At 69.7% G+C, this 21,161-nt stretch carries 20 protein-coding genes; 14 read left to right on the top strand and 6 right to left on the bottom strand.

What is annotated here, in order from left to right; genetic code table 11:
• Positions 1-2 precede the first annotated feature (2 nt).
• The 9 genes from CXQ97_RS12080 to dhaM all read left to right on the top strand — a co-directional run bounded on the left by CXQ97_RS12080 (position 3) and on the right by dhaM (position 8,915).
• Positions 3-200, top strand: a complete 198-nt coding sequence (locus CXQ97_RS12080; RefSeq protein ID WP_104181119.1) for a hypothetical protein — start codon at positions 3-5, stop codon at positions 198-200.
• An 83-nt stretch (positions 201-283) separates the two neighbouring features.
• Positions 284-619 (top strand): Lsr2 family protein, encoded by a 336-nt coding sequence (locus CXQ97_RS12075; RefSeq protein WP_104181118.1) that lies wholly within the window; start codon positions 284-286, stop codon positions 617-619.
• A 123-nt stretch (positions 620-742) separates the two neighbouring features.
• A complete protein-coding gene (locus CXQ97_RS12070) occupies positions 743-3,250 on the top strand; it encodes an ATP-dependent Clp protease ATP-binding subunit (protein WP_104181117.1) in 2,508 nt (835 codons plus the stop codon).
• 151 nt (positions 3,251-3,401) lie between these two features.
• A complete protein-coding gene (locus CXQ97_RS12065) occupies positions 3,402-5,426 on the top strand; it encodes a S9 family peptidase (RefSeq protein WP_104181116.1) in 2,025 nt (674 codons plus the stop codon).
• Between the two features lie 37 nt (positions 5,427-5,463).
• A complete protein-coding gene (locus CXQ97_RS12060; protein WP_104181115.1) occupies positions 5,464-5,982 on the top strand; it encodes an amino-acid N-acetyltransferase in 519 nt (172 codons plus the stop codon).
• A 113-nt stretch (positions 5,983-6,095) separates the two neighbouring features.
• Complete coding sequence (locus CXQ97_RS12055) at positions 6,096-6,272, top strand: CsbD family protein (RefSeq protein WP_104181114.1); 177 nt, start codon at positions 6,096-6,098, stop codon at positions 6,270-6,272.
• Between the two features lie 236 nt (positions 6,273-6,508).
• Positions 6,509-7,510, top strand: coding sequence for a dihydroxyacetone kinase subunit DhaK (dhaK, locus tag CXQ97_RS12050; protein ID WP_104181113.1), 1,002 nt, complete (start codon positions 6,509-6,511; stop codon positions 7,508-7,510).
• Positions 7,511-7,512: 2 nt separating this feature from the next.
• Complete coding sequence (dhaL, locus tag CXQ97_RS12045) at positions 7,513-8,163, top strand: dihydroxyacetone kinase subunit DhaL (RefSeq protein WP_104181112.1); 651 nt, start codon at positions 7,513-7,515, stop codon at positions 8,161-8,163.
• The gene (gene dhaM / locus CXQ97_RS12040; RefSeq protein ID WP_104181111.1) at positions 8,160-8,915 is read left to right on the top strand and encodes a dihydroxyacetone kinase phosphoryl donor subunit DhaM; all 756 of its coding nucleotides are present in this window, start codon (positions 8,160-8,162) and stop codon (positions 8,913-8,915) included. The genes dhaL and dhaM overlap by 4 nt, the downstream gene beginning before the upstream one ends.
• 22 nt (positions 8,916-8,937) lie before the next feature.
• Here dhaM and CXQ97_RS12035 read toward each other — a convergent pair whose 3' ends face one another.
• Positions 8,938-9,903 carry an A/G-specific adenine glycosylase gene (locus tag CXQ97_RS12035; RefSeq protein ID WP_258062525.1) on the bottom strand — a complete coding sequence of 322 codons (966 nt, stop codon included), beginning with the start codon at positions 9,901-9,903 and terminating at the stop codon, positions 8,938-8,940.
• A 189-nt stretch (positions 9,904-10,092) separates the two neighbouring features.
• Between CXQ97_RS12035 and CXQ97_RS12030 the strand changes: the two genes are divergently transcribed.
• Positions 10,093-10,836 carry a hypothetical protein gene (locus CXQ97_RS12030; RefSeq protein WP_104181109.1) on the top strand — a complete coding sequence of 248 codons (744 nt, stop codon included), beginning with the start codon at positions 10,093-10,095 and terminating at the stop codon, positions 10,834-10,836.
• A 35-nt stretch (positions 10,837-10,871) separates the two neighbouring features.
• Here the strand turns inward: CXQ97_RS12030 and disA are convergent, their stop codons facing one another.
• From disA to CXQ97_RS12015, 3 genes are all read right to left on the bottom strand, one after another.
• Positions 10,872-11,948 carry a DNA integrity scanning diadenylate cyclase DisA gene (gene disA, locus CXQ97_RS12025; protein WP_104181108.1) on the bottom strand — a complete coding sequence of 359 codons (1,077 nt, stop codon included), beginning with the start codon at positions 11,946-11,948 and terminating at the stop codon, positions 10,872-10,874.
• Between the two features lie 287 nt (positions 11,949-12,235).
• Entirely contained in the window at positions 12,236-13,621 is a 1,386-nt protein-coding gene (gene radA, locus CXQ97_RS12020; RefSeq protein WP_104181107.1) for a DNA repair protein RadA, read from the bottom strand.
• 58 nt (positions 13,622-13,679) lie between these two features.
• Entirely contained in the window at positions 13,680-14,807 is a 1,128-nt protein-coding gene (locus tag CXQ97_RS12015; protein WP_104181106.1) for an aromatic acid exporter family protein, read from the bottom strand.
• A 223-nt stretch (positions 14,808-15,030) separates the two neighbouring features.
• On the opposite strand from CXQ97_RS12015, the gene CXQ97_RS12010 reads away from it, so the two are divergent.
• From CXQ97_RS12010 to pstB, 4 genes are all read left to right on the top strand, one after another.
• Entirely contained in the window at positions 15,031-16,149 is a 1,119-nt protein-coding gene (locus CXQ97_RS12010) for a phosphate ABC transporter substrate-binding protein PstS (RefSeq protein WP_104181105.1), read from the top strand.
• Positions 16,150-16,293: 144 nt separating this feature from the next.
• Positions 16,294-17,226: a phosphate ABC transporter permease subunit PstC gene (gene pstC / locus CXQ97_RS12005; RefSeq protein WP_104181104.1), complete on the top strand. Its 933-nt coding sequence runs from the start codon at positions 16,294-16,296 to the stop codon at positions 17,224-17,226.
• Positions 17,226-18,332, top strand: coding sequence for a phosphate ABC transporter permease PstA (gene pstA / locus CXQ97_RS12000; protein ID WP_104181103.1), 1,107 nt, complete (start codon positions 17,226-17,228; stop codon positions 18,330-18,332). Before pstC ends, pstA begins: the two co-directional genes overlap by 1 nt.
• 30 nt (positions 18,333-18,362) lie before the next feature.
• Positions 18,363-19,142: a phosphate ABC transporter ATP-binding protein PstB gene (gene pstB, locus CXQ97_RS11995; RefSeq protein ID WP_104181102.1), complete on the top strand. Its 780-nt coding sequence runs from the start codon at positions 18,363-18,365 to the stop codon at positions 19,140-19,142.
• 183 nt (positions 19,143-19,325) lie between these two features.
• Here pstB and CXQ97_RS11990 read toward each other — a convergent pair whose 3' ends face one another.
• Both CXQ97_RS11990 and CXQ97_RS11985 read right to left on the bottom strand, forming a co-directional pair.
• Complete coding sequence (locus tag CXQ97_RS11990) at positions 19,326-20,336, bottom strand: inorganic phosphate transporter (protein ID WP_104181101.1); 1,011 nt, start codon at positions 20,334-20,336, stop codon at positions 19,326-19,328.
• A complete protein-coding gene (locus tag CXQ97_RS11985) occupies positions 20,337-20,954 on the bottom strand; it encodes a DUF47 domain-containing protein (RefSeq protein WP_104181100.1) in 618 nt (205 codons plus the stop codon).
• Between the last annotated feature and the right edge of the window lie 207 nt (positions 20,955-21,161).

Here is a 21,161-nt window from a genome sequence, read left to right as displayed (position 1 = left end):
CCATGGAATATGTCGCAGTACTGCTGCCGTCCGCCTGTCTGGCCGTCCTGTTCTACTTCGTGATCAAGGCCATATTCAACGCGGACCGCGCGGAGCGGGAGGCGATGGCGCATGCCGAGGAATTGCAGGACGCCGAGGACGCGCGCCGCAGGGAATCAGGCGACGATAAAAAAGGCGATCAGGAAATAAACCCCGGCTGAATCTCCTTCTTTGACCTCGATTGAATTGTGGCCCATAATCGTTCTGGGGACATCGATATCGAGGAAAAAAGTAGGAGATCATTGTGGCGCAGAAAGTAAAGATCATTCTCATCGATGACATCGACGGCGGCGAGGCCGACGAGACCGTGCGATTCGGCCTGGACGGCGTGCAGTACGAGATCGACCTCTCCGAGGCGCACGCCTCGGAACTCCGTGCCGCACTCGGCGACTACGTGGGTGCCGCACGCCGCAGCAACCAGTCGAAGCAGCGGTCGACCACCGCGGGTGCGCCGGCTGCATCCCGTAACCAGGAGGCCGCCCAGATCCGCGAGTGGGCGAGGGAGAACGGCTACGACGTCTCCTCCCGCGGGCGCGTCAACAGCGAGATCGTCGAGGCCTACCGCGCCGCCCAGCGCTGACCGCCTCCACCGGACGCCGGAGCGGTAGCCCTCCGGCGTTATCTCGCCTGTGGCGAACACGCGCCCAAAGCGCACTCCGGCCCCGTAGCATCGAAATACGCGTTAGCTAGGAGTGTGTGTCTGATGTTTGAGAGATTTACAGATCGTGCCCGTCGAGTTGTTGTGCTGGCCCAGGAAGAGGCCCGCATGCTCAACCACAATTACATCGGCACCGAGCACATCCTGCTTGGCCTCATCCACGAGGGCGAGGGTGTGGCCGCCAAGGCCCTCGAGTCGCTCAGCATCTCGCTGGGCGCCGTGCGGGAGCAGGTGCAGGAGATCATCGGGCAGGGCCAGCAGGCCCCGTCCGGTCACATCCCCTTCACCCCCCGGGCCAAGAAGGTACTGGAGCTCTCCCTGCGGGAGGCACTCCAGCTCGGCCATAACTACATCGGCACCGAGCACATCCTGCTCGGACTCATCCGTGAGGGTGAAGGTGTCGCCGCGCAGGTCCTCGTGAAGCTCGGCGCGGACCTCAACCGTGTCCGCCAGCAGGTCATCCAGCTGCTGTCCGGTTACCAGGGCAAGGAGCCGGCGGCTGCCGGCGGCCCGCAGCAGGAGGGGACTCCCGCCGGTTCGGTGGTGCTGGACCAGTTCGGACGCAACCTCACGCAGGCGGCGCGCGAATCGAAGCTCGACCCCGTCATCGGGCGCGAGCAGGAGATGGAACGCGTCATGCAGGTCCTCTCCCGCCGTACCAAGAACAACCCCGTCCTCATCGGTGAGCCGGGCGTCGGCAAGACCGCCGTCGTCGAGGGCCTCGCCCAGGCGATCGTGCGCGGCGACGTCCCGGAGACCATCAAGGACAAGCAGCTGTACACGCTCGACCTCGGATCCCTCGTGGCCGGCTCACGCTACCGCGGCGACTTCGAGGAGCGGCTGAAGAAGGTCCTCAAGGAGATCCGCACCCGGGGTGACATCATCCTGTTCATCGACGAGATCCACACCCTGGTGGGTGCGGGTGCCGCCGAGGGTGCCATCGACGCCGCATCGATCCTGAAGCCCATGCTCGCGCGTGGCGAACTCCAGACCATCGGCGCCACCACGCTCGACGAGTACCGCAAGCACATCGAGAAGGACGCCGCCCTCGAGCGCCGCTTCCAGCCCATCCAGGTCGCCGAGCCCTCCGTGGCCCATGCGATCGAGATCCTCAAGGGCCTCCGTGACCGCTACGAGGCGCACCACCGCGTCTCGATCACGGACGGCGCCCTGACCAGCGCGGCGACGCTGGCCGAGCGCTACATCTCGGACCGCTTCCTGCCGGACAAGGCGATCGACCTCATCGACGAGGCGGGAGCGCGCCTGCGTATCCGCCGGATGACGGCCCCGCCGGAACTGAAGGAGATCGACGACCGCATCGCGGACGTCAAGCGCGAGAAGGAGTCGGCCATCGACTCCCAGGACTTCGAGGGTGCCGCATCGCTGCGCGACAAGGAGCAGAAGCTCCACGACGAGCGCAGCGACAAGGAGCGCCGCTGGAAGTCCGGCGGACTCGACGACATCGCCGAGGTGGATGAGGAACTCATCGCCGAGGTGCTGGCGAACTCCACCGGCATCCCCGTGTTCAAGCTGACCGAGGCCGAGTCCTCGCGACTGCTTAACATGGAGTCCGAGCTGCACAAGCGGGTCATCGGGCAGAACGAGGCCATCAAGTCCATCTCCCAGGCCATCCGCCGTACGCGTGCCGGCCTGAAGGATCCGAAGCGCCCGGGCGGCTCGTTCATCTTCGCCGGCCCCACGGGCGTCGGCAAGACCGAGCTCGCCAAGGCCCTCGCGGAATTCCTGTTCGGCGAGGAGGACGCCCTCATCACGCTGGACATGTCCGAGTACTCCGAGAAGCACACCGTCTCGCGACTCTTCGGTGCCCCTCCGGGCTACGTGGGTTACGAGGAGGGCGGCCAGCTGACCGAGAAGGTCCGCCGCAAGCCGTTCTCCGTGGTGCTGTTCGACGAGGTGGAGAAGGCGCACGCCGACCTCTTCAACTCGCTGCTGCAGATCCTCGAGGACGGACGCCTGACCGACAGCCAGGGCCGCATGGTGGACTTCAAGAACACGGTGATCATCATGACCACCAACCTCGGTACCCGCGACATCTCGAAGGGCGTCATGACGGGCTTCCAGTCCGGCACCGACACCACGACGAGCTACAACCGGATGAAGGCCAAGGTGCAGGAGGAGCTCAAGCAGCACTTCCGGCCCGAATTCCTCAACCGTGTCGACGACACCGTGGTGTTCCCGCAGCTGACGCAGGACGAGATCGTCGAGATCGTCGACCTGTTCCTCGCACGGCTGAGCGGACGCATGGCGGACAAGGGCATGACGATCGCCCTGACCCCCGCGGCCAAGGTCCTCCTCGCCACCCGTGGCTACGACCCCGCGATGGGGGCCCGGCCCCTGCGCCGCACCATCCAGCGCGAGATCGAGGATCAGCTCTCGGAGAAGATCCTGTTCGGCGAGATCAAGTCGGGCGAGCGGATCGACATCGACGTCGAGGGCGAAGGCGTGGACGCGATCTTCACCTTCGTCGGACACGGTGCTCCCAAGGAGCTCGAGGACTCCCCGGCAGCGCTCGAGGCGACCGTCCCCGAGTAGCGTCCGGCTGTACCCGACGAACCCGCCCCGGACCCCGGGGCGGGTTCGTCCGTTAAGCGGCACGCCCGCATGATTGGGTGCTTACAGCAACCAGATTCCTCCGGTAGAGAACGTCTGTGATCCCGACCACACGCGATGGTAGAGATGAGGCATGACCACCCCCTTCTCATCGCTCGACGACTTCGTCGCCCTGCCACGCCTCAGCGGACTCGTCCTCAACCGGGAGGGCACCCGCCTCGTCACCTCGGTGGCCACCCTCGACCCCAAGAAGACCGCCTACCGGACGGCGCTCTGGGAGGTGGATCCCACGGGCGACCGGCCCGCACGACGCCTGACCCGCAGCGCCGCCGGCGAATCGGGAGCCGCGTTCCTCCCCAGCGGGGATCTCCTCTTCACCTCGGCGCGCCCCGACCCCGATGACGCCGAGGGCGAGAAGCGCCCGGCGCTGTGGCGGCTCCCGGTCGGCGGCGGTGAGGCGTCGCTGCTCCTGACACGCGAGGGCGGCGTGGCGGGCGTATCGACGGCGGAGGCCGCCGACGTCGTCGTCGTCACCGGCAACTCGCTCGCCGGGTCGGCGAACGAGGAGGACGACGCCGAGCGGCGCAAGGCACGCAGGGAGTCAGGTGTCGCCGCGATCCTGCACACGGGGTACCCCGTCCGCTACTGGGACGCCGACCTCGGCCCGGACGAGCCCCGCTATCTCGCCCTGCAGGACGTCGGCGGCGACGGCGGCCACGCCGTCGAGGACCTCGTCCCCTCCGCCCGCGGGGGCCTCCGGGACGCACATCCCGTCCTGAGCGCCGACGGTTCGACGCTCTTCACGGCCCTCACCGTCCCCGAGGAGCGCGGCTCCCAGCGCACGGTCCTCGCGCGCGTGGACGTGGCGACGAAGGAGCTCGCCGTCCTCCTCGACGACCGGCAGAACGACTACTCACCGGGGCCCGTGAGCCCCGACGGCCGGTACCTCGCCGTCGTCAGGAACCGCCGCACCACCGCCGACCTGGCGCCGAGCACCAGCCTGCTGCTGCTCCCGCTCGACGGCGGCGAACCCGTGCCACTGGCCGCGGACTGGGATCGCTGGCCCGCACCCGCTGCATGGCTGCCCGACGGGTCGGCCCTCGTGGTCACGGCGGACGACGCCGGCGGAGCGCCCGTGTTCGTGCTCGACGTCGCGACCGGATCGGTGCGGCGCGTGACGCAGGACGTCGCCGCGTACTCCGACGTCCGGGTCTCACCGGACGGCACGACGGCCTACGCCGTCCGCAGCTCCTACCTCTTCCCCGCGGAGGTCGTGCGCATCGACCTCGCCTCGGGCACCACCGAACGCCTCGCCAACCCTGCCGAACGCCCCGAGGTCCCGGGATCGCTCGAGCGCATCGAATCCGTCGGCGAGGACGGACAGCCCGTGGGGTCCTGGCTCGTCCTGCCCGAGGGTGCATCCGCGGATTCCCCCGTCCCGGCGCTGCTGTGGATCCACGGCGGTCCCATCGGCTCCTGGAACGCCTGGACGTGGCGCTGGTCGCCCTGGATCATGGCGGCCCGCGGCTACGCCGTGCTGCTGCCCGACCCCGCGCTGTCCACGGGCTACGGCCAGCACATGGTCGAACGCGGCTGGGGCCGGTGGGGCAGCGAGCCCTACACCGACCTGATGGCGGCCACCGACACCCTCGTGGCACGCGATGACATCGACGAGACGCGCGTGGCGGCCATGGGCGGCAGCTTCGGCGGGTACATGGCGAACTGGATCGCCGGCCACACGGACCGCTTCGCCGCGATCGTGACCCACGCGAGCCTGTGGGCACTGGACCAGTTCGGCCCCACCACCGATGCCGCCTACTACTGGCAGCGGGAGATGACACCCGAGGCGATGCGCGAGAACTCACCGCACCTCCACGTGGGCGGGATCAGCACCCCCATGCTGGTCATCCACGGCGACAAGGACTACCGCGTGCCCATCGGCGAGGGGCTGCGGCTGTGGTACGAACTCCTCTCCGCGTCGGGACTGCCGGCGGACGACGACGGCAACACGCCGCACCGGTTCCTCTACTTCCCGGACGAGAACCACTGGATCCTCAAGCCCCAGCACGCGCGGATCTGGTACGGCGTGGTCGAGTCCTTCCTCGCGTCGCACGTCCTCGGAGAGGACCGCGAGCTGCCCCCCGAGCTGGGCCTGTAGGCTGCCGGGCGGGGCTGCGCTCAGTAGAGTGGGACGGATGACCCCGCCCTTCACCATCCGCCGCGCCCGCACCTCGGACGTCCCCGCCATCAAGGCCCTCGTCGAGCCGCTCGCCCAGGAGCGCATCCTGATGGCCAAGGAGACGGTGGCCTACTACGAGGGACTCCCCGAGTTCCGCATCGCCGAGTCCGACGGCGGCGAGGTGCTGGGCTGCGGGGCGCTGCACATCATGTGGGAGGACCTGGCGGAGGTGCGTACCCTCGCGACGTCCCCCGCGGCCCGGGGGCGCGGCGTGGGCCACGCGCTCGTCGAGGAGCTGCTCGAGGAGGCCCGGGCGTTCGGGGTCGGCCGCGTGTTCTGCCTGACCTTCGAGGTCGACTTCTTCCGCCGCCACGGCTTCGAGGTCATGGCGGACCAGTCCGCCGTCGACCCCCGGATCTACTCGGAGCTGCTGCGCTCCCACGACGAGGGCGTCGCCGAGTTCCTCGACCTGGCCCGGGTCAAGCCCAACACCCTGGGCAATACGCGCATGATCAGGGAACTCCGGGCGGGGTGACTGGCTTTCTCCGGAACACCGGGGATAAGGTAAGACCGCTTAGCATTCCCATCGGGGTGCGGGCACGCCACCGGATCCGGTGGCCGTACACCGAGCTGAAGGAGGTCCGACTTATGGGACTGGATGACAAGATCGGGAACAAGGGCGAAGGCCTGGGCGGCAAGGTCAAGGAAGGTCTTGGCAAGGCGACCGGCGACGAGAACCTGGAGGCCGAAGGCCACAAGGACCAGGCGACCTCGAAACTGAAGGACGCCGGCGAGAACGTCAAGGACGCGTTCAAGGGCCACTGACCCGCCCCGGCCGCACCTTTCGATCGAGCGGCCAGACCACCTGAGGGAGGCGCCCGTGACGGGCCCCTCCCTCAGGCGTTCAACGGGCCCTCGGGGGTGCGCCCGGGCGCTGCACGGCTATAGGCAGGCGCAGGAACGGACGGTAGTGTTCCGAGTGGCCGACGTGGTCCATGGAAGGCGGGCTGCAGGGCCCCAACCTGTCCGTTCGCAGTCTTCGCAGTCAAGGAGCAGCCGTCGTGAAGAAGCTCATCAACGACCCCAAAGCCGTGGTCAACGAGTCGGTCGAAGGATTCGGCATCGCACATGCCGACCTGGTGACCGTCCATCCGGATCCTCTCTTCATCATCCGCAAGGACGCCCCCGTCCGGGGCAAGGTGGGCCTGGTCTCCGGAGGTGGAAGCGGCCACGAGCCGCTCCACGCGGGCTTCGTGGGACGCGGGATGCTCGACGCGGCCGTGCCCGGCGCGGTCTTCACCTCTCCCACGCCCGACCAGATCATCCCCGCCACCACCGCCGTCGACGGCGGCGCGGGTGTCCTGCACATTGTCAAGAACTACACGGGCGACGTCCTCAACTTCGAGACGGCCGCGGAGATGGCCGAGGCCGAGGGCGTCACGGTGCGCTCCGTCCTCGTCAACGACGACGTCGCCGTCGAGGACTCCCTGTACACGGCGGGTCGGCGCGGCGTGGGCGGGACCGTCCTCGTGGAGCGCATCGCCGGAGCGGCCGCGGAGCGCGGCGACGACCTCGACGGCGTCACGGCCGTGGCCCAGCGGGTCATCGACGGCGTCCGGTCCATGGGCGTCGCGCTCGCCGCGTGCACCGTGCCGCACGCCGGGGTCCCCAGCTTCGAGCTGTCGGACGACGAGATCGAGATCGGCATCGGCATCCACGGTGAGCCCGGCCGGCACAAGATCGCCATGGAGGACGCCGACGGGATCACCCAGCGGCTCCTCGACCCCATCGTCGCCGACCTCGAGCTGACCTCCGGCGACCGCACCATCGTCATGGTCAACGGCATGGGCGGCACGCCCGCCAGTGAGCTCTACATCGTGTACCGGAAGGTCGCACAGCTCCTCGAGGGCCTCGGCGTCAGCATCGAACGGTCCCTCGTGGGCAACTACATCACCGCGCTCGAGATGCAGGGGGCCTCGCTGACGGTCCTGCGGGCCGACGACGAGATGCTCGAGCTCTGGGACGCGCCCGTGCACACCGCCGCGCTGCGCTGGGGGGCATGACCATGGCGGAGGTCCTCGACACCGGATGGGCCGTGCGGTGGATGCACGAGACCGCGCGCGTCGTCGCCGAGAACCGCGCCCTCCTGATCGACCTCGACAGGGTCATCGGTGACGCCGACCACGGGGAGAACCTCGACCGGGGATTCAGCGCCGTCATCGCCAAGCTCGACGCCGGCGAGGCGCTCGCGACCCCCGCGGCAGTCCTCAAGCAGGTCGCGATGACGCTCATGTCCACCGTCGGGGGCGCCGCGGGGCCACTCTACGGGACGGCCTTCCTGCGCGCCGCGGCCTCCCTCGGCGATGCGGGGGAGATCGACGCCGGGGCTGCCGCCGCCATGATCCGGGCCGCCCGTGACGGCATCGTCGCCCGCGGCAAGGCCGAGGTGGGGGACAAGACCATGGTCGATGCATGGACGCCCGCCACCGAGTCCGCCGAGACCGCCGCCACCGCAGGTGCCACCCCTCCGGAGGTGCTCGCGGCTGCCGCGAACGCCGCCCACGCCGGCGCGGTGGCCACCGAACCCCTGATCGCCCGCAAGGGCAGGGCGAGCTACCTCGGTGAGCGCAGCGCCGGGCATCAGGACCCTGGCGCGGTGTCCACGGCCCTGATCCTGACGGCGGCCGCTGCGGCGGCCGGGGGAGAGGTCGCGTGAGCGTCAGCCTCGTCGTCGTCTCCCACAGCGAGAAGATCGCGGAGGGCGTCGTCGAGCTGGCCGCGCAGATGGCGCCCGACGTCGTCCTCGTCGCCGCAGGGGGAGCGGAGGACGGTGCCGGCCCTGCCCGCATCGGGACGAGCTTCGACCGCGTCCAGGCGGCCCTCGGGCAGGCATCCGGGGCTGACGGGGTGGTGGTCCTGACCGACCTCGGTTCCGCCGTCATGACTGCGGAGATGGTGCTCGAGTTCCTGGAGCCCGAGGCGCGGGCGTCGGTCCGGCTCGCCCAGGCCGCCCTGGTGGAGGGGGCCGTCGCGGCCGCCGTGCAGGCCCAGGGCGGCGGGACCCTCGACGAGGTGGTCCGGGCCGCGGAGCGGGCCGTGGTGTCCGTCCGCCCCGAGGAGTTCGAGCCCTTCGTCAGTCATGCGGCGGCCGTGCCGGGAGGCGGCGCCTCCACGGGCGCTGCCGACGCCCCCGGTGCGTCCGCGGGGCCGACCGTCAGCGGCTCGTGGACCCTGCCCAACCAGATGGGCCTGCACGCCAGGCCTGCTGCCACGCTCGCCACGGGGCTGACGGACCTCGACGCCGAGGTGACCGTGAACGGGGTGGACGGCAAATCCGTGATGCTCCTCATGAGCCTGGGGCTGGGCCAGGGCAGGACCGTGACGGTGGAGGCGAGTGGTCCCGATGCCCAGGCCGCGGTCGACTTCGTCGGGCAGGCGGTCCGGTCGGGGTTCGGCGAACCCGCCTGAAAGCCCGGGAGCCGGCCGACTCCTAGCCCGGCAGGCGGATCCCGCCGTCGGTCTCCTCCGCGAGGCCGTCGGCCAGGAGCCCGGCGAGTGCGCGCTCGAGCTGCTCGGCGGGAGCGCGCAGGCCGTGCAGCGCGGTCAGCGCGCCCGGCTTCCCCTGCGGGACGTGCACGGCCACGGCGGAGTCGCCGATGCTCAGGTCCACCGGTGCGTCCAGCAGGACGGACCGGGGGACAGCGGTGTCGGTCTCCCGCAGCACGGCGACGAGAGCCCCCCGTACCTGTCTGTCCGTCCCCGCCCACGACTGGCCCTTCGGGACGTACTCGGGTGCCGGCCGCCCCGCGGCGATCCAGGCGCATGCATCGAAGACGGGGCACGCGTCGCACAGCGGGCTCCTGGCCGTGCAGATGATGGCGCCCAGTTCCATCACGGCGGCGTTCCAGCGCACGGACAGTGCATCGTCCTCGGGCAGCAATTCCACGGCACGCCTCGTCTCGGCGGCTGTGAGCGCCGGCGCGGGGAGTGCCGTGCCGCCGAACAGCCGGGCGTGGACACGCCGGATATTGGTGTCGACCACGGTCTCGCGGCGGCCGAAGGCGAAGGCCGCCACGGCGGCGGCGGTGTAGGCGCCCACCCCGGGCAGCGACAGCAGTTCCTCGTGGGTTCGCGGGACCTCGCCGTCGTGGTGCGCCACCATGGCCGTGGCCGCGGCGTGCAGCCGGAGTGCGCGGCGCGGGTATCCGAGCCGGCCCCAGTGGCGGACGGCGGCGCCCGCCGGTTCGGCGGCGAGGTCCGCCGGGGACGGCCATCGTTCCAGCCATTCACGCCAGACCGGGAGCACCCGCACCACGGGGGTCTGCTGCAGCATCACCTCGCTGACGAGGATGCCCCACGGTGAGCACCCGGGCTCGCGCCACGGCAGGTCCCGTGCGGCGTCCGTGAACCAGTCGGTGACCCGCACCTGAAGATCCCGCAGCCGGACGTCCCTCACCTGAGGATCCGTCGACCGCGGATCCTGCGGTCCAGGGGCAGCGGGCCCGTCGAGGCCGGCGGGGCGCGCCTGATCGGCGGACGTTCCGCTGCGGGGGATTCGGGGATGTTCCTGGATCATTGTCGTGAATACTCTATCCACCGGCGTGGTGCCCGGAGGAATGCGGGAAGCCCTCCCTAGCCTTGATGGATGGAACCAACGGGCGGGCACGACGACGACCACGGCAGAGGCGGCCGCGCCGGCGGTCGGCGGCGGCCGAGTCCTGCTGTCTACCGCCGCCGGCGCCTGGCCGTGACCGTCCTCGTGCTCCTCGCGGTGATCGCCCTCATCATCGGCGCCATCGCCCTCGCAGGAGCCCTCGGGCGCGGCTCCGATGCGAGTGCCGGCGGGTCTCCGACGCAGGACACCACCGCAGCACCCGCGTCCGAGGGCCCTGTCGGAGCGACGGGTCCGGCGACAGCGGCTCCGACGACGGCGACGCCGTCAGCCGGCCCGACGGCGTCCCCCGCGCAGAGCGCATCGGCCCAGCCGTCGGCTTCCCCCGATGGCGTGTGCGATCCGGACGACGTGGTGGTCGAGGCCGGGACCGACCGGCCGAGCTACGGGCCGGACGACACCGTGCTCCTCTATCTCGTGGTCCGCAACGAGGGTGACACGGCCTGCACCGCGAACGTCGGCACGTCGCAGATGGAGTTCCTGGTGACCTCCGGCGACGAGCGCGTGTTCTCCTCCATCGACTGCCAGCAGGCCTCGCAGGATCTCGAGCGCAGCATCGAACCGGGCGCCGACCAGCGCGCGGAGTTCGAGTGGCCACGCAACCGGAGCATGCCGGGCTGCACGGCGGTCGAGGAGGAGCCCGGCGCGGGGCCGTACACGGTGACCACGAAACTCGGCCTCCGGAGCAGCAGCCCGGTGGACTTCACGCTGCAGTAGGACCCGCCGGCGACCGGCGTCGCGTCAGGGGATCGTCACATGAAGCGGTCGAGGAGGCTCGTCTCCGCGATCCGGGACAGGCCCTCGCGTACGGTCCGGGCCCGCTGCTCGCCGATGCCGTCCACGGCCATCAGGTCCTCGATGTTCGCGGCCATCAGGTTCTGCAGTCCGTCGAAGTGCTCCACCAGCCGGTTCGCGACGGCGGGCGGTACCGCCTTGATGCCGGAGAGGAGGCGGAAACCCTTGGGCTGGATGACGGCCTCCAGCGAGTCCAGCGACGGATTGAACCCGAGGACGCTCGCGATGGTCCCGAGATCGATGAGGTCGGTGGAGCTGAACCCCTGCAGGGCCGCGACGCGCTCGTCGACCGGTGCCGTGCTGTTGCCGAGGTCCATGTAGTCGCGCAGCACCATCTCACTGCCCGGGCCGAGGCCCGTGGTGAGCTCCTCGACCTGCAGCGACAGCAGGCGGCCGTCCACGCCCAGCTCCAGGACGTACTGGGAGATCTCCTCGGAGATGCGTCGGACCATCTCCTGGCGCTGGAGGGTGACGGCGACGTCTCGCACGGTGACCATGGCTTCGATCTCGAGCGCCGACAGCGAGTTGGTGACCTGGTCGAGCCTCGCGCGGTAGCGCTCGAGCGTGGCCAGGGCCTGGTTCGCCCGGGCGAGCACGGGCTCGGAGCCTTCGAGGACGAACCGGAGCCCGTCGATGTACAGGGCGATGATCTGCATGGACTGGCTGACGCTGATCACGGGGAGGCTGGTCTGCTTGGCCACGCGCTCCGCCGTCCGGTGGCGTGTTCCGGACTCCTGCGTCTCGATGGTGTGGTCCGGCACGAGCTGGACCGCCGCGCGGAGGATGCGGCTCGCATCCTTGTCGCAGACGATCGCGCCGTCCATCTTGGCCAGTTCGCGCAGGCGCGTCGGGGAGAACTCGATGCCGATGTCGAAGCCGCCCGAGCAGATCGAGTCCACGGTCCGGTCGAATCCGAGGACGATCAGCGCGCCGGTGCGCCCCCTCAGGATGCGCTCGAGCCCGTCACGCAACTGGGTCCCCGGGGCTACTCTGGCGAGGGTGGCTTTGAGCGAGTCCTCCGGACTACGAACCATGGCCTATCCTTTCGCTGCCCGCGCTGTCGATGGCCCGGCGCAGTCGGGCGGCCGCCGTCGAGCCTCGGACAGCGGGCAGGAACTGCGGGATCACCCGCGCAGCCGAACATAATACTACTGGCGCGCACGAATTCCTCCGCACCGGCGCCGTCGCAGATCGGTAACGCCCGCACCGGGCGTCGCCGCGGTACGGGAGCGGGGCAGGCCACCCGGCATCGCGGGCGGCGACCAGGCACGCCGCCCCTGCCGTCGTCGCCCCCGGCGCTGTCCTGTCCCGTCGGCCGACCCTAGAAGAGGAGGGCCAGCGCCTCGGCCAGGGTCGAGACCTCCCGCACCGAGAAGCCCTTCGGCACGGGGCCGGTGCCGCCGGGTGACGCCGGGACGATCGCGTGGGTGAACCCGAGCCGCTCCGCCTCGTGGATGCGCCGACCGATACCCGGGACGGGCCGCACCTCGCCCGCGAGACCCACCTCGCCGAAGGCGATGAGCCGCGCGGGCAGGGGGTGGTCGGTCTTGGCGGAGGCGATGGCCAGGGCGACGGCGAGGTCGGTGGCCGGTTCCGTGAGGCGGACGCCGCCCACGGTGGCCACGTAGCTGTCGTCCTTGTGGAGGCTGACCGACGCACGGCTCTGCAGGACCGCCAGGAGCATGGCGACGCGCGAACTGTCGAGCCCGCTCGTGGCCCGGCGCGGCTGGGAGTTGGCGGATTCGGCGAGCAGCGCCTGCACCTCGGCGAGGAGGGGGCGCCGGCCCTCGAGCGTCACCGTGATGCAGGTCCCCGACACCGGGTCCTTGGTGCGCGAGACGAAGAGGCCGCTGGGGTCGGCCAGTCCCTCGATGCCGTTGTCCGTCAGGTCGAAGCACCCGACCTCGTCGGTGGGGCCGTACCGGTTCTTCACCGCACGGAGCAGGCGCAGGCGCGAATGCCGTTCGCCCTCGAACTGGCAGACGACGTCGACGAGGTGTTCGAGGAGCCGCGGGCCGGCGATCGAGCCGTCCTTCGTGACGTGACCGACGAGGAGCGTGGTCATGCCGCGGGCCTTGGCCGCGCCGATGAGGGACGCGGCCACCTCGCGGACCTGCGTCACACCGCCGGCGCTGCCGTCCACGGCCGCACTGCTCAGGGTCTGCACCGAGTCGACGATCAGCAGTGCCGGGTCGATCTTCTCCACCTGGCCGAGGGCCTGGCCGAGGTCGGTCTCGGCGCTCAGGTACAGCGAGTCGGCGACGGCGTCGATCCGGTCCGCCCGCAGCTTCACCTGGGCTGCGGACTCCTCGCCGGTGACGTAGAGGACGTCCTTGCCCAGCCGGGCCACCCGGGCGGCGACGTCGAGCAGGAGCGTGGACTTGCCGACGCCCGGCTCGCCGGCGAGCAGGATCACGGCACCGGGCACCAGGCCGCCACCGAGTACGCGGTCGAGCTCGTCGATCTTCGTCGGCTGGAACCCGGACAGCGTGGCGTCGACGTCACCGATCCGCTGCGCCGGTGTGGTGACGGCTGCTGCAGCAGTGGTGCGCGCGACGACCTGCCCGGTCTCCTCCACGGTGCCCCACGCCTGGCATTCGCCGCAGCGTCCCACCCATTTCGCCGTCGTCCATCCGCATTCGGCGCAGCGGAAGTTCGGGGTGTTGCTGCGGCCCGCGCGGGCGGCGGGAGAGGTCTTCGTGGGCATGCTTTCAGGCTACCGGCGTGCACCGACAGACGGGCTCGCCGGCCGGGTGGGCCGTGGTTCAGAGCCGCGGGAGGTAGTCGGCGGCGTCCTCGTGCGAGAGGCCGGTGGCGCTCAGCAGGTCGACGACGAGCGGCCGGAGGAGGAGTACCAGCCCTTCGCCCTCGAGGCCGCTGATGTCGAGGGTCTCCGGGTGGAGGTCGGTGGCGACGGCCGCCAGTTCGGTGCGTGCCCGCCGCAGGTTGAGGCGCCGCTCCGCCGCATCCCCCGCCGACAGGCCGCGGCTCAGGGCGTCGACGGCGTCGGCCGTGTCCTCGAGGGACTGGCTGAGCGCCTCGATCGCCTCGTCCGTGAGCGCGGCGTGGTTGATGGCCGACGTCAGGCGGCGCGAGAACACGCGACTGTTGCGGATGGCGAGGTCGATCGACTCGATCGCGCTGCGCAGGTCCCCCAGCTCGTCGCGGTGGCGCCGGTACGCGGGGGAGATGCGGGCCACCTCCTGCGCCGCCTTCATGCCGCCCGTCAGGGTGTCGAGCTGGGACTGGCAGTTCCGTGCCCGCACCAGCGCGTGCCACGCCAGGGTGGAGTCGCTCTGCCGGAGGGCCGACGCGCTCTCGCGGATCACTCCGGAGAGCTCACCCAGGAGACTGCGGACATTGGTCTTCGGTTCGCGGCGCGGGTCCCGGGGGAGGAGCACGGTGATCACGAGCGCGAACAGGCCTCCCACGATCGCGTCGACGCTCCGGGTGAACGGTCCGCCCTCGGGCGCGGGCAGCAGGACCACGAGCAGGGACTGCAGCCCCAGCTGGGTGGTGAAGATGGTTCCGCTGTCCAGGAACCGTGCCAGCAGGATCGAGATGAACAGGACGACGGCGGCCTGCCAGAGGCCGGTGCCGAAGAAGGTGAGCAGGAGGTCGCCCACGGAGATGCCGAGCGTGCAGCCGATCGCCACCTCGAGGACCCGCCGTATGCGCGGATCCCGGGAGAAACCCAGCGAGATCATCGACGACGTCGCAGCGAACAGCGGCCCGCTGTGGCCGAGGATCTCCTCCGCGAAGGCGTAGGCGCCCACCGCGCAGACGGTCATCTGCAGTGCGGGGACCACCGAGTTCGAGCTGCGCTTGAGGCCCGTCCGGGAGCGCTTGCGCAGGAAGGCGAGGGTGGCGGTCACTCCCTGGCGCGGCGGCATGCCCCCAGTCTAGGAGGTGCACCGGAACGAGACGTTCGTCTCATTCGGCGGTGCGAACCGGCCGAACTGTGGAATGGCCCTGCGCTGTTCACCTTCCGTTAATGTCGCTTGGTCAGTCTCGTTACCTGCACTGCCTAGCTTGAAGGATGTACAAGAACGCGTACATCTCTACCGTGTGCCACTCGTGCACCGATGAATACATCCCTGGAAGGGGCAAAATCTAGTGAAGGCTCTTCGCTTTGGCCGCGCTGCGGCAGTTATCTCCGTAGCCGCGCTGGCGCTGACCGCTTGTGGTTCCGACAACGCCACCGGCGAGCCGGCCGCGGAGGGACCCGCTTCCTCCGCCTCAGGCACTGCCGTGTCCGGGACCCTGACCGGCATCGGTTCATCCGCGCAGAATTCTGCGATGGAGGCCTGGAAGGCCGGGTTCGAGTCCGCCAACCAGGGCGCCATGGTGCAGTACTCCCCGGACGGCTCCGGTGCGGGTCGCAAGGCCTTCCTGAGCGGCGGCGCGCAGTTCGCCGGCTCGGACGCCTACCTCAAGGACGACGAGATGACCCAGGCCGTGGAGGTCTGCGGTCCGGACGGTGCACTGAACGTCCCGACCTACATCTCCCCGATCGCGATCGCCTTCAACCTGGGCGACGTCACCGAGCTGAACCTCGACGCCCCCACCATCGCGAAGATCTTCAAGAAGGAGATCAGCACCTGGAACGATCCCGCGATCACGGCCCAGAACGAGGGCGTCGAACTGCCCGACACCCCGATCACCGTCGTGCACCGCTCGGACGAGTCCGGCACCACCGAGAACTTCGTCGACTACCTCGCCGCCGCGGCGCCCGAGGACTGGACCTACGAGGTCGAGGGCGCCTGGCCCGCGGACCTGCAGTCCGAGAACGCCAAGGGCACCTCGGGTGTCGTCCAGACGGTCACCTCGACCGACGGCGCCATCACCTACGCCGACGCCTCGGCCATCGGAGACCTCGGCAAGGCCAAGGTCAAGGTCGGCGAGGAGTACACCGAGATCAGCTCCGACGCCGCGGCGAAGGCCGTCGAGGTCGCCACCCCGGTCGAGGGACGCCCCGAGCTCGACATGTCCCTCGAGCTCGAGCGTGACACCACCGAGTCCGGCGCCTACCCCGTCGTCCTCGTCAGCTACCACGTGTACTGCACCTCCTACGACAGCCAGGAGACCGTCGACCTCGTGAAGGCGTTCGGCTCCTACGTCATCAGCGAGGAGGGCCAGGCAGAGGCCGAGGCCTCCGCCGGCAACGCCCCGCTGTCCGCAACCCTCAGCGAGAAGGCCCAGATGGCCATCGACTCCATCAAGGTCGCCTCCTAGCGAAGGCCACCGGTCCCGTCTGGTCTAATGGAGACCGGGCGGGACCGTCCGCCGTTCACGGCTGGAATCAGCAGTGACCCTCCCCTCGGTCCGGCATCCGGGCCGTCACTGCATTCGAACTCGACCGCCCTGGAAGGCAGAGACGTGTCAACCAATTCGCTGAAAGCGTCGACAGATCGAGGCCGCGCAGGCGACAAGATCTTCTCCGGCATCTCCCTCACCGCCGGCATCCTGATCCTGGCAGTGCTCTTCAGCGTCGCAGTGTTCCTGCTCGTGCAGGCCGCGCCGACCTTCACCGCCGATCCCGCCGAGATCACGGGCGGCAACGGTTTCTCCGCCTACATCCTCCCGATCGTCATCGGCACGGTCATCGCCGCGGTCATCGCCCTCGTCATCGCCACGCCCATCGGCATCGCCGTCGCCCTGTTCATCTCGCACTACGCACCGCGGCGTCTGGCACGCGCGTTCGGGTACGTCATCGACCTGCTCGCAGCCATCCCCTCGGTGATCTACGGCGCCTGGGGCTACATCGTCCTCGCGCCGCAGTTGGCCAAGGGCTACGCCTGGCTCGCGGAGAACCTGGGCTGGATCCCGATCTTCGCCGGACCCGCCAGCCAGACGGGCAAGACCATGCTCACCGCGGGTATCGTCCTCGCGGTCATGGTCATCCCGATCATCACCTCGCTCAGCAGGGAGATCTTCCTGCAGACCCCCGGCCTCCACGAGGAGGCGGCGCTCGCGATGGGCGCCACGCGCTGGGAGATGGTCCGCATGGCGGTCCTGCCCTTCGCGCGCCCCGGGATCATCAGCGCGACCATGCTCGGCCTCGGCCGAGCCCTCGGCGAGACCATGGCCGTGGCCCTCGTCCTCTCGCCCGGTGCGCTCGTCGCCAGCCTCGTGAAGACGGGCAACCAGACCATCGCCGCCGAGATCGCGCTGAACTTCCCTGAGGCGTTCGGCCTGCGGCTCAACGAACTGATCGCGGCGGGCCTCGTGCTCTTCGTCATCACGCTGATCGTCAACATGATCGCCCGCTACATCATCACCCGGCACAAAGAATTCTCGGGAGCAAACTAATGGCAGCGAACCAGACGCTCCAGCGTCGCCAGTCCCAGCTCACGCGCGGCCACCTCCCTTCCTACGCGGTGTGGGTGGTCCTCGCGGCCGCCGTCATCCTCGGCGCTGCGCTCTCCTCCCTCATCGGGTTCAGCGTGGTCGGCTGGGCGGTCATCTCCGCCGTCGTGTTCGTGATCGCGGCAACCATCGTCACCGCCGTCGGCGAGGGCGAGCGCAAGGCAAAGGACCGACTCGTCACGTTCCTTGTGTACGGCGCCTTCCTGGTCGCCCTGCTGCCCCTCGTCTCGGTCCTGTGGACCGTGCTCGAGCGGGGGGTCCCCGGACTCAATTACAACTTCCTGTTCACGTCGATGAACGGCGTCACCGGCGCCGTCGACAACCAGGCGGTGGAGAACGGCACGCCCGTGCTCGGCGGCGCGTACCACGCCGTCCTCGGCACGCTGCAGATCACCTTCTGGGCGACGCTCATCTCCGTGCCCATCGGCCTGCTCACCGCGATCTACCTGGTCGAGTACGGGGCCGGCAAGAACCTCACGAAGGCGATCACCTTCTTCGTGGACGTCATGACCGGCATCCCCTCGATCGTCGCGGGCCTGTTCGCCGCCGCGCTGTTCGCGCTCCTCTTCGGACCGGGCACCCGCACGGGGTTCGTTGCCGCCGTCGCGCTCTCCGTCCTCATGATCCCCGTGGTGGTCCGTTCCACCGAGGAGATGCTGAAGATCGTGCCGAACGAGCTCCGCGAGGCGTCCTACGCGCTGGGCGTCCGCAAATGGCGCACGATCACCAACGTGGTGATCCCGACGGCGATCTCCGGTATCGCCTCCGGCGTAACCCTGGCGATCGCCCGTGTCATCGGCGAGACGGCCCCTATTCTTGTAACGGCTGGGTTCGCGAGCTCCATCAACTGGAACGTCTTCAGTGGCTGGATGAGTACGCTTCCCACCTTCATCTACTACCAGATCCTCACGCCGACATCCCCGACGGCGCCCGATCCGAGTACACAGCGCGCCTGGGCCGCAGCGCTCCTGCTGATCCTCATGGTGATGCTCCTGAACCTGGTCGCCCGGTTCGTCGCCCGCATGTTCGCCCCCAAGACCAGCCGCTGACCGCACGCGGTAGCCGACCCGAAGGAACCAATGTCCAAGCGAATCGACGTCAAGGACCTCAACGTCTACTACAGCAAGTTCCTTGCCGTGGAGGACGTCAACATCAACATCGAAGCCCGTTCCGTCACGGCGTTCATCGGTCCCTCGGGTTGCGGCAAGTCCACGTTCCTCCGCACGCTGAACCGCATGCACGAAGTCATCCCCGGTGCGCGGGTCGAGGGCGAGGTGCTGCTCGACGGCGACAACCTGTACGACACCGCCGTCGACCCCGTGACCGTGCGCGGCCAGATCGGCATGGTCTTCCAGCGGCCCAACCCGTTCCCCACCATGTCCATCCGGGACAACGTCCTGGCCGGCGTGAAACTCAACAACAAGCGCATGAGCAAGTCGGACTCCGACGACCTCGTGGAGAAGTCGCTGAGCGGCGCCAACTTGTGGAACGAGGTCAAGGACCGTCTCGCCCGGCCGGGATCCGGCCTGTCCGGCGGGCAGCAGCAGCGCCTCTGCATCGCGCGCGCCATCGCGGTGTCCCCCCAGGTGATCCTTATGGATGAGCCGTGCTCGGCCCTGGACCCCATCTCGACGCTCGCCATCGAGGACCTCATCAACGAGCTCAAGGCCGAGTACACGGTCGTGATCGTGACCCACAACATGCAGCAGGCGGCCCGCGTGTCGGACAAGACGGCGTTCTTCAACATCGCCGGCACGGGTAAGCCCGGCAAGCTCATCGAGTACGACGACACCACCACCATCTTCAACAAGCCCTCGGTGAAGGCCACGGAGGACTACGTCTCGGGCCGCTTCGGGTAGGCACCGGCACGCGATGACGGCACACGTCGACGGCGGCCCCTGACGGGGCCGCCGTCGTCGTTTCTCCGTGCAGGCACCCGGCGCGCTTCGTTCGGCGCAGGGCCGTGGCGGAGATGCAGGTGCGGGGGTACTCCGCCGCGGGTGTGGGCGCCCGGCGCGGCGGCCCCGAAGGAAGGGGAGGCGTTACAGCAGGGGGCTCAGGGCCAGGAGGAACACCGCGCCCAGCAGCGCCGTGACCGGCGCGGTGCCGAGCCAGACGGCGAGGATCCGCGCCACCTGCGGCCGCTGGACGGAGGCGAAGCGCTGGTTCGCGCCGGCCCCCACGATCGCCGACGTCATGGTGTGCGTGCTCGAGAGCGGGAAGTGCAGGGAGATGGCGCCGACGAACAGCATCGCCGAACTCACCCCCTGGGCGGTCATGCCCCGCAGCGGATCGACGCGCGCCAGCCGATGGCCGAGGGTGTGCGTGATGCGCCACCCACCGAAGAGCGATCCGGTGGTCAGGAGCACGGCGGCGAACACCTGCACCCAGAGCGGCATGTCCGAGCCGCTCGCATAGCCGGACCCCACGAGGGCCAGCAGGATCACCGCCATGGTGCGCTGCCCGTCCTGGAGCCCGTGCCCGAGGGCGAAGGCGCCCGCGAGGACCGACTGCGCCATCCGGTTGCCCCGGTTGACGCCGCCGGGCGAGCGGTGGCGCAGCAGCCAGGTGGCGGGGAACACCGCGGCGTACGCCAGGAGGTAGGCGACGACGGGGGAGAGGACGAGGGGCAGCACGATCTGCAGCAGGAGCGCCTCCCCGGCGCCGGTCATCGCCGGGCCGTCCGTCAGCCCGGACGCCCCACCGGCCCCGATGATGCCGCCGAGCAGGGCATGGGTCGACGACGACGGCTTGCCGCGGTACCAGGTGAACAGCCCCCAGACGCCGGCAGCCAGCAGCGCCGCCAGGAGGATGCCGAGCCCCGTGGTCCCCGGGGGGAGCCCGAAGCCGGCATCGGTGAAGAAGAGCGCGAGCGAGGTGCTGAGCAGCGCGCCGACGAGGTTGAAGAGTGCCGCGAGCAGGACGGCGACGGTCGGCGTGAGCGCCCGGGTCCGCACGGCGGCGGCGACGGAGTTCGACACGTCGTGGAAGCCGTTGAGGAACGCGAAGCCGCCCGCAGCGAGGATCACCGCACCGAGGAGGAGGGGCTCCACCTACGATTCCTTGACGAGGATGCTGCCCACCTGGGTGGCGACCCGCCGGATGTCCTTCGTGACGTCGACCAGCTGGTTCGCGACGTCGCGGTGCCGTGCGTACACGAGGGGTTTGTGGTCGTTCAGCAGTTCGGCGCACCAGCTGCGGTGGGTCCGCTCGGCGCGGCGGGCGAGGCGCAGGATCTCGATCCAGTACTCCTCGAGGTCGTCCATGGAGTTGAGCCGCTGCATGGCGGCGGCCGTCAGCTCGGCCTGCCGGTTGATGACCTCGAGCTGGTCGGCGGCCCGCTGGCTCAGCTTGTTCAGCTTGTACAGCGCGATGAGCTCGCCCGCGCCGTCGAGCTTCTCGATCGCCTCGTTCAGCAGGCGGGACAGCGCGTAGAGGTCCTCGCGGGGCAGCGGGTTGATGAAGGACGTACGCATGGACGTCAGGAGCGCGAAGTGCAGGTCCGTCGACGCCGACTCGTGCTGGTGCAGTTCCTCGGACAGGCGGTCGTACTCCTGCGTGGAGGCGCCGAGGATCGCGGACATCGTGCCGACGCCGAGGACGAGCTGCTGTGCCATGCGGGAGAGGAGTTCGAGCCCAGCGTTCTCCTGCGGGAAGAGACGTAGTTTCACGGGGTCTTCCTCGCAGGATATGGACGTGTCAGCACGCACGCCGCGAAGGCGCCGGGTGCCGGAGGGCAAAGTAGTGGCGCCGAACCGGGAGCGCCTCTCGGCGGAAGGCCGCTCGAAGCGGCTGAGTGTTGAAGCCCGGGGGTTCCACGGTTCGACGCCGTGTTAAGTCTTGCCCTCACCGGAGCCGCTGTCAACACACCCCGGGCG

Source organism: Arthrobacter sp. B0490, from assembly GCF_002929355.1.
GTDB lineage: Bacteria > Actinomycetota > Actinomycetes > Actinomycetales > Micrococcaceae > Arthrobacter_D.
Note: the sequence above shows the minus strand (reverse complement) of the source record. Positions and strands in the feature narration are given on the sequence as shown.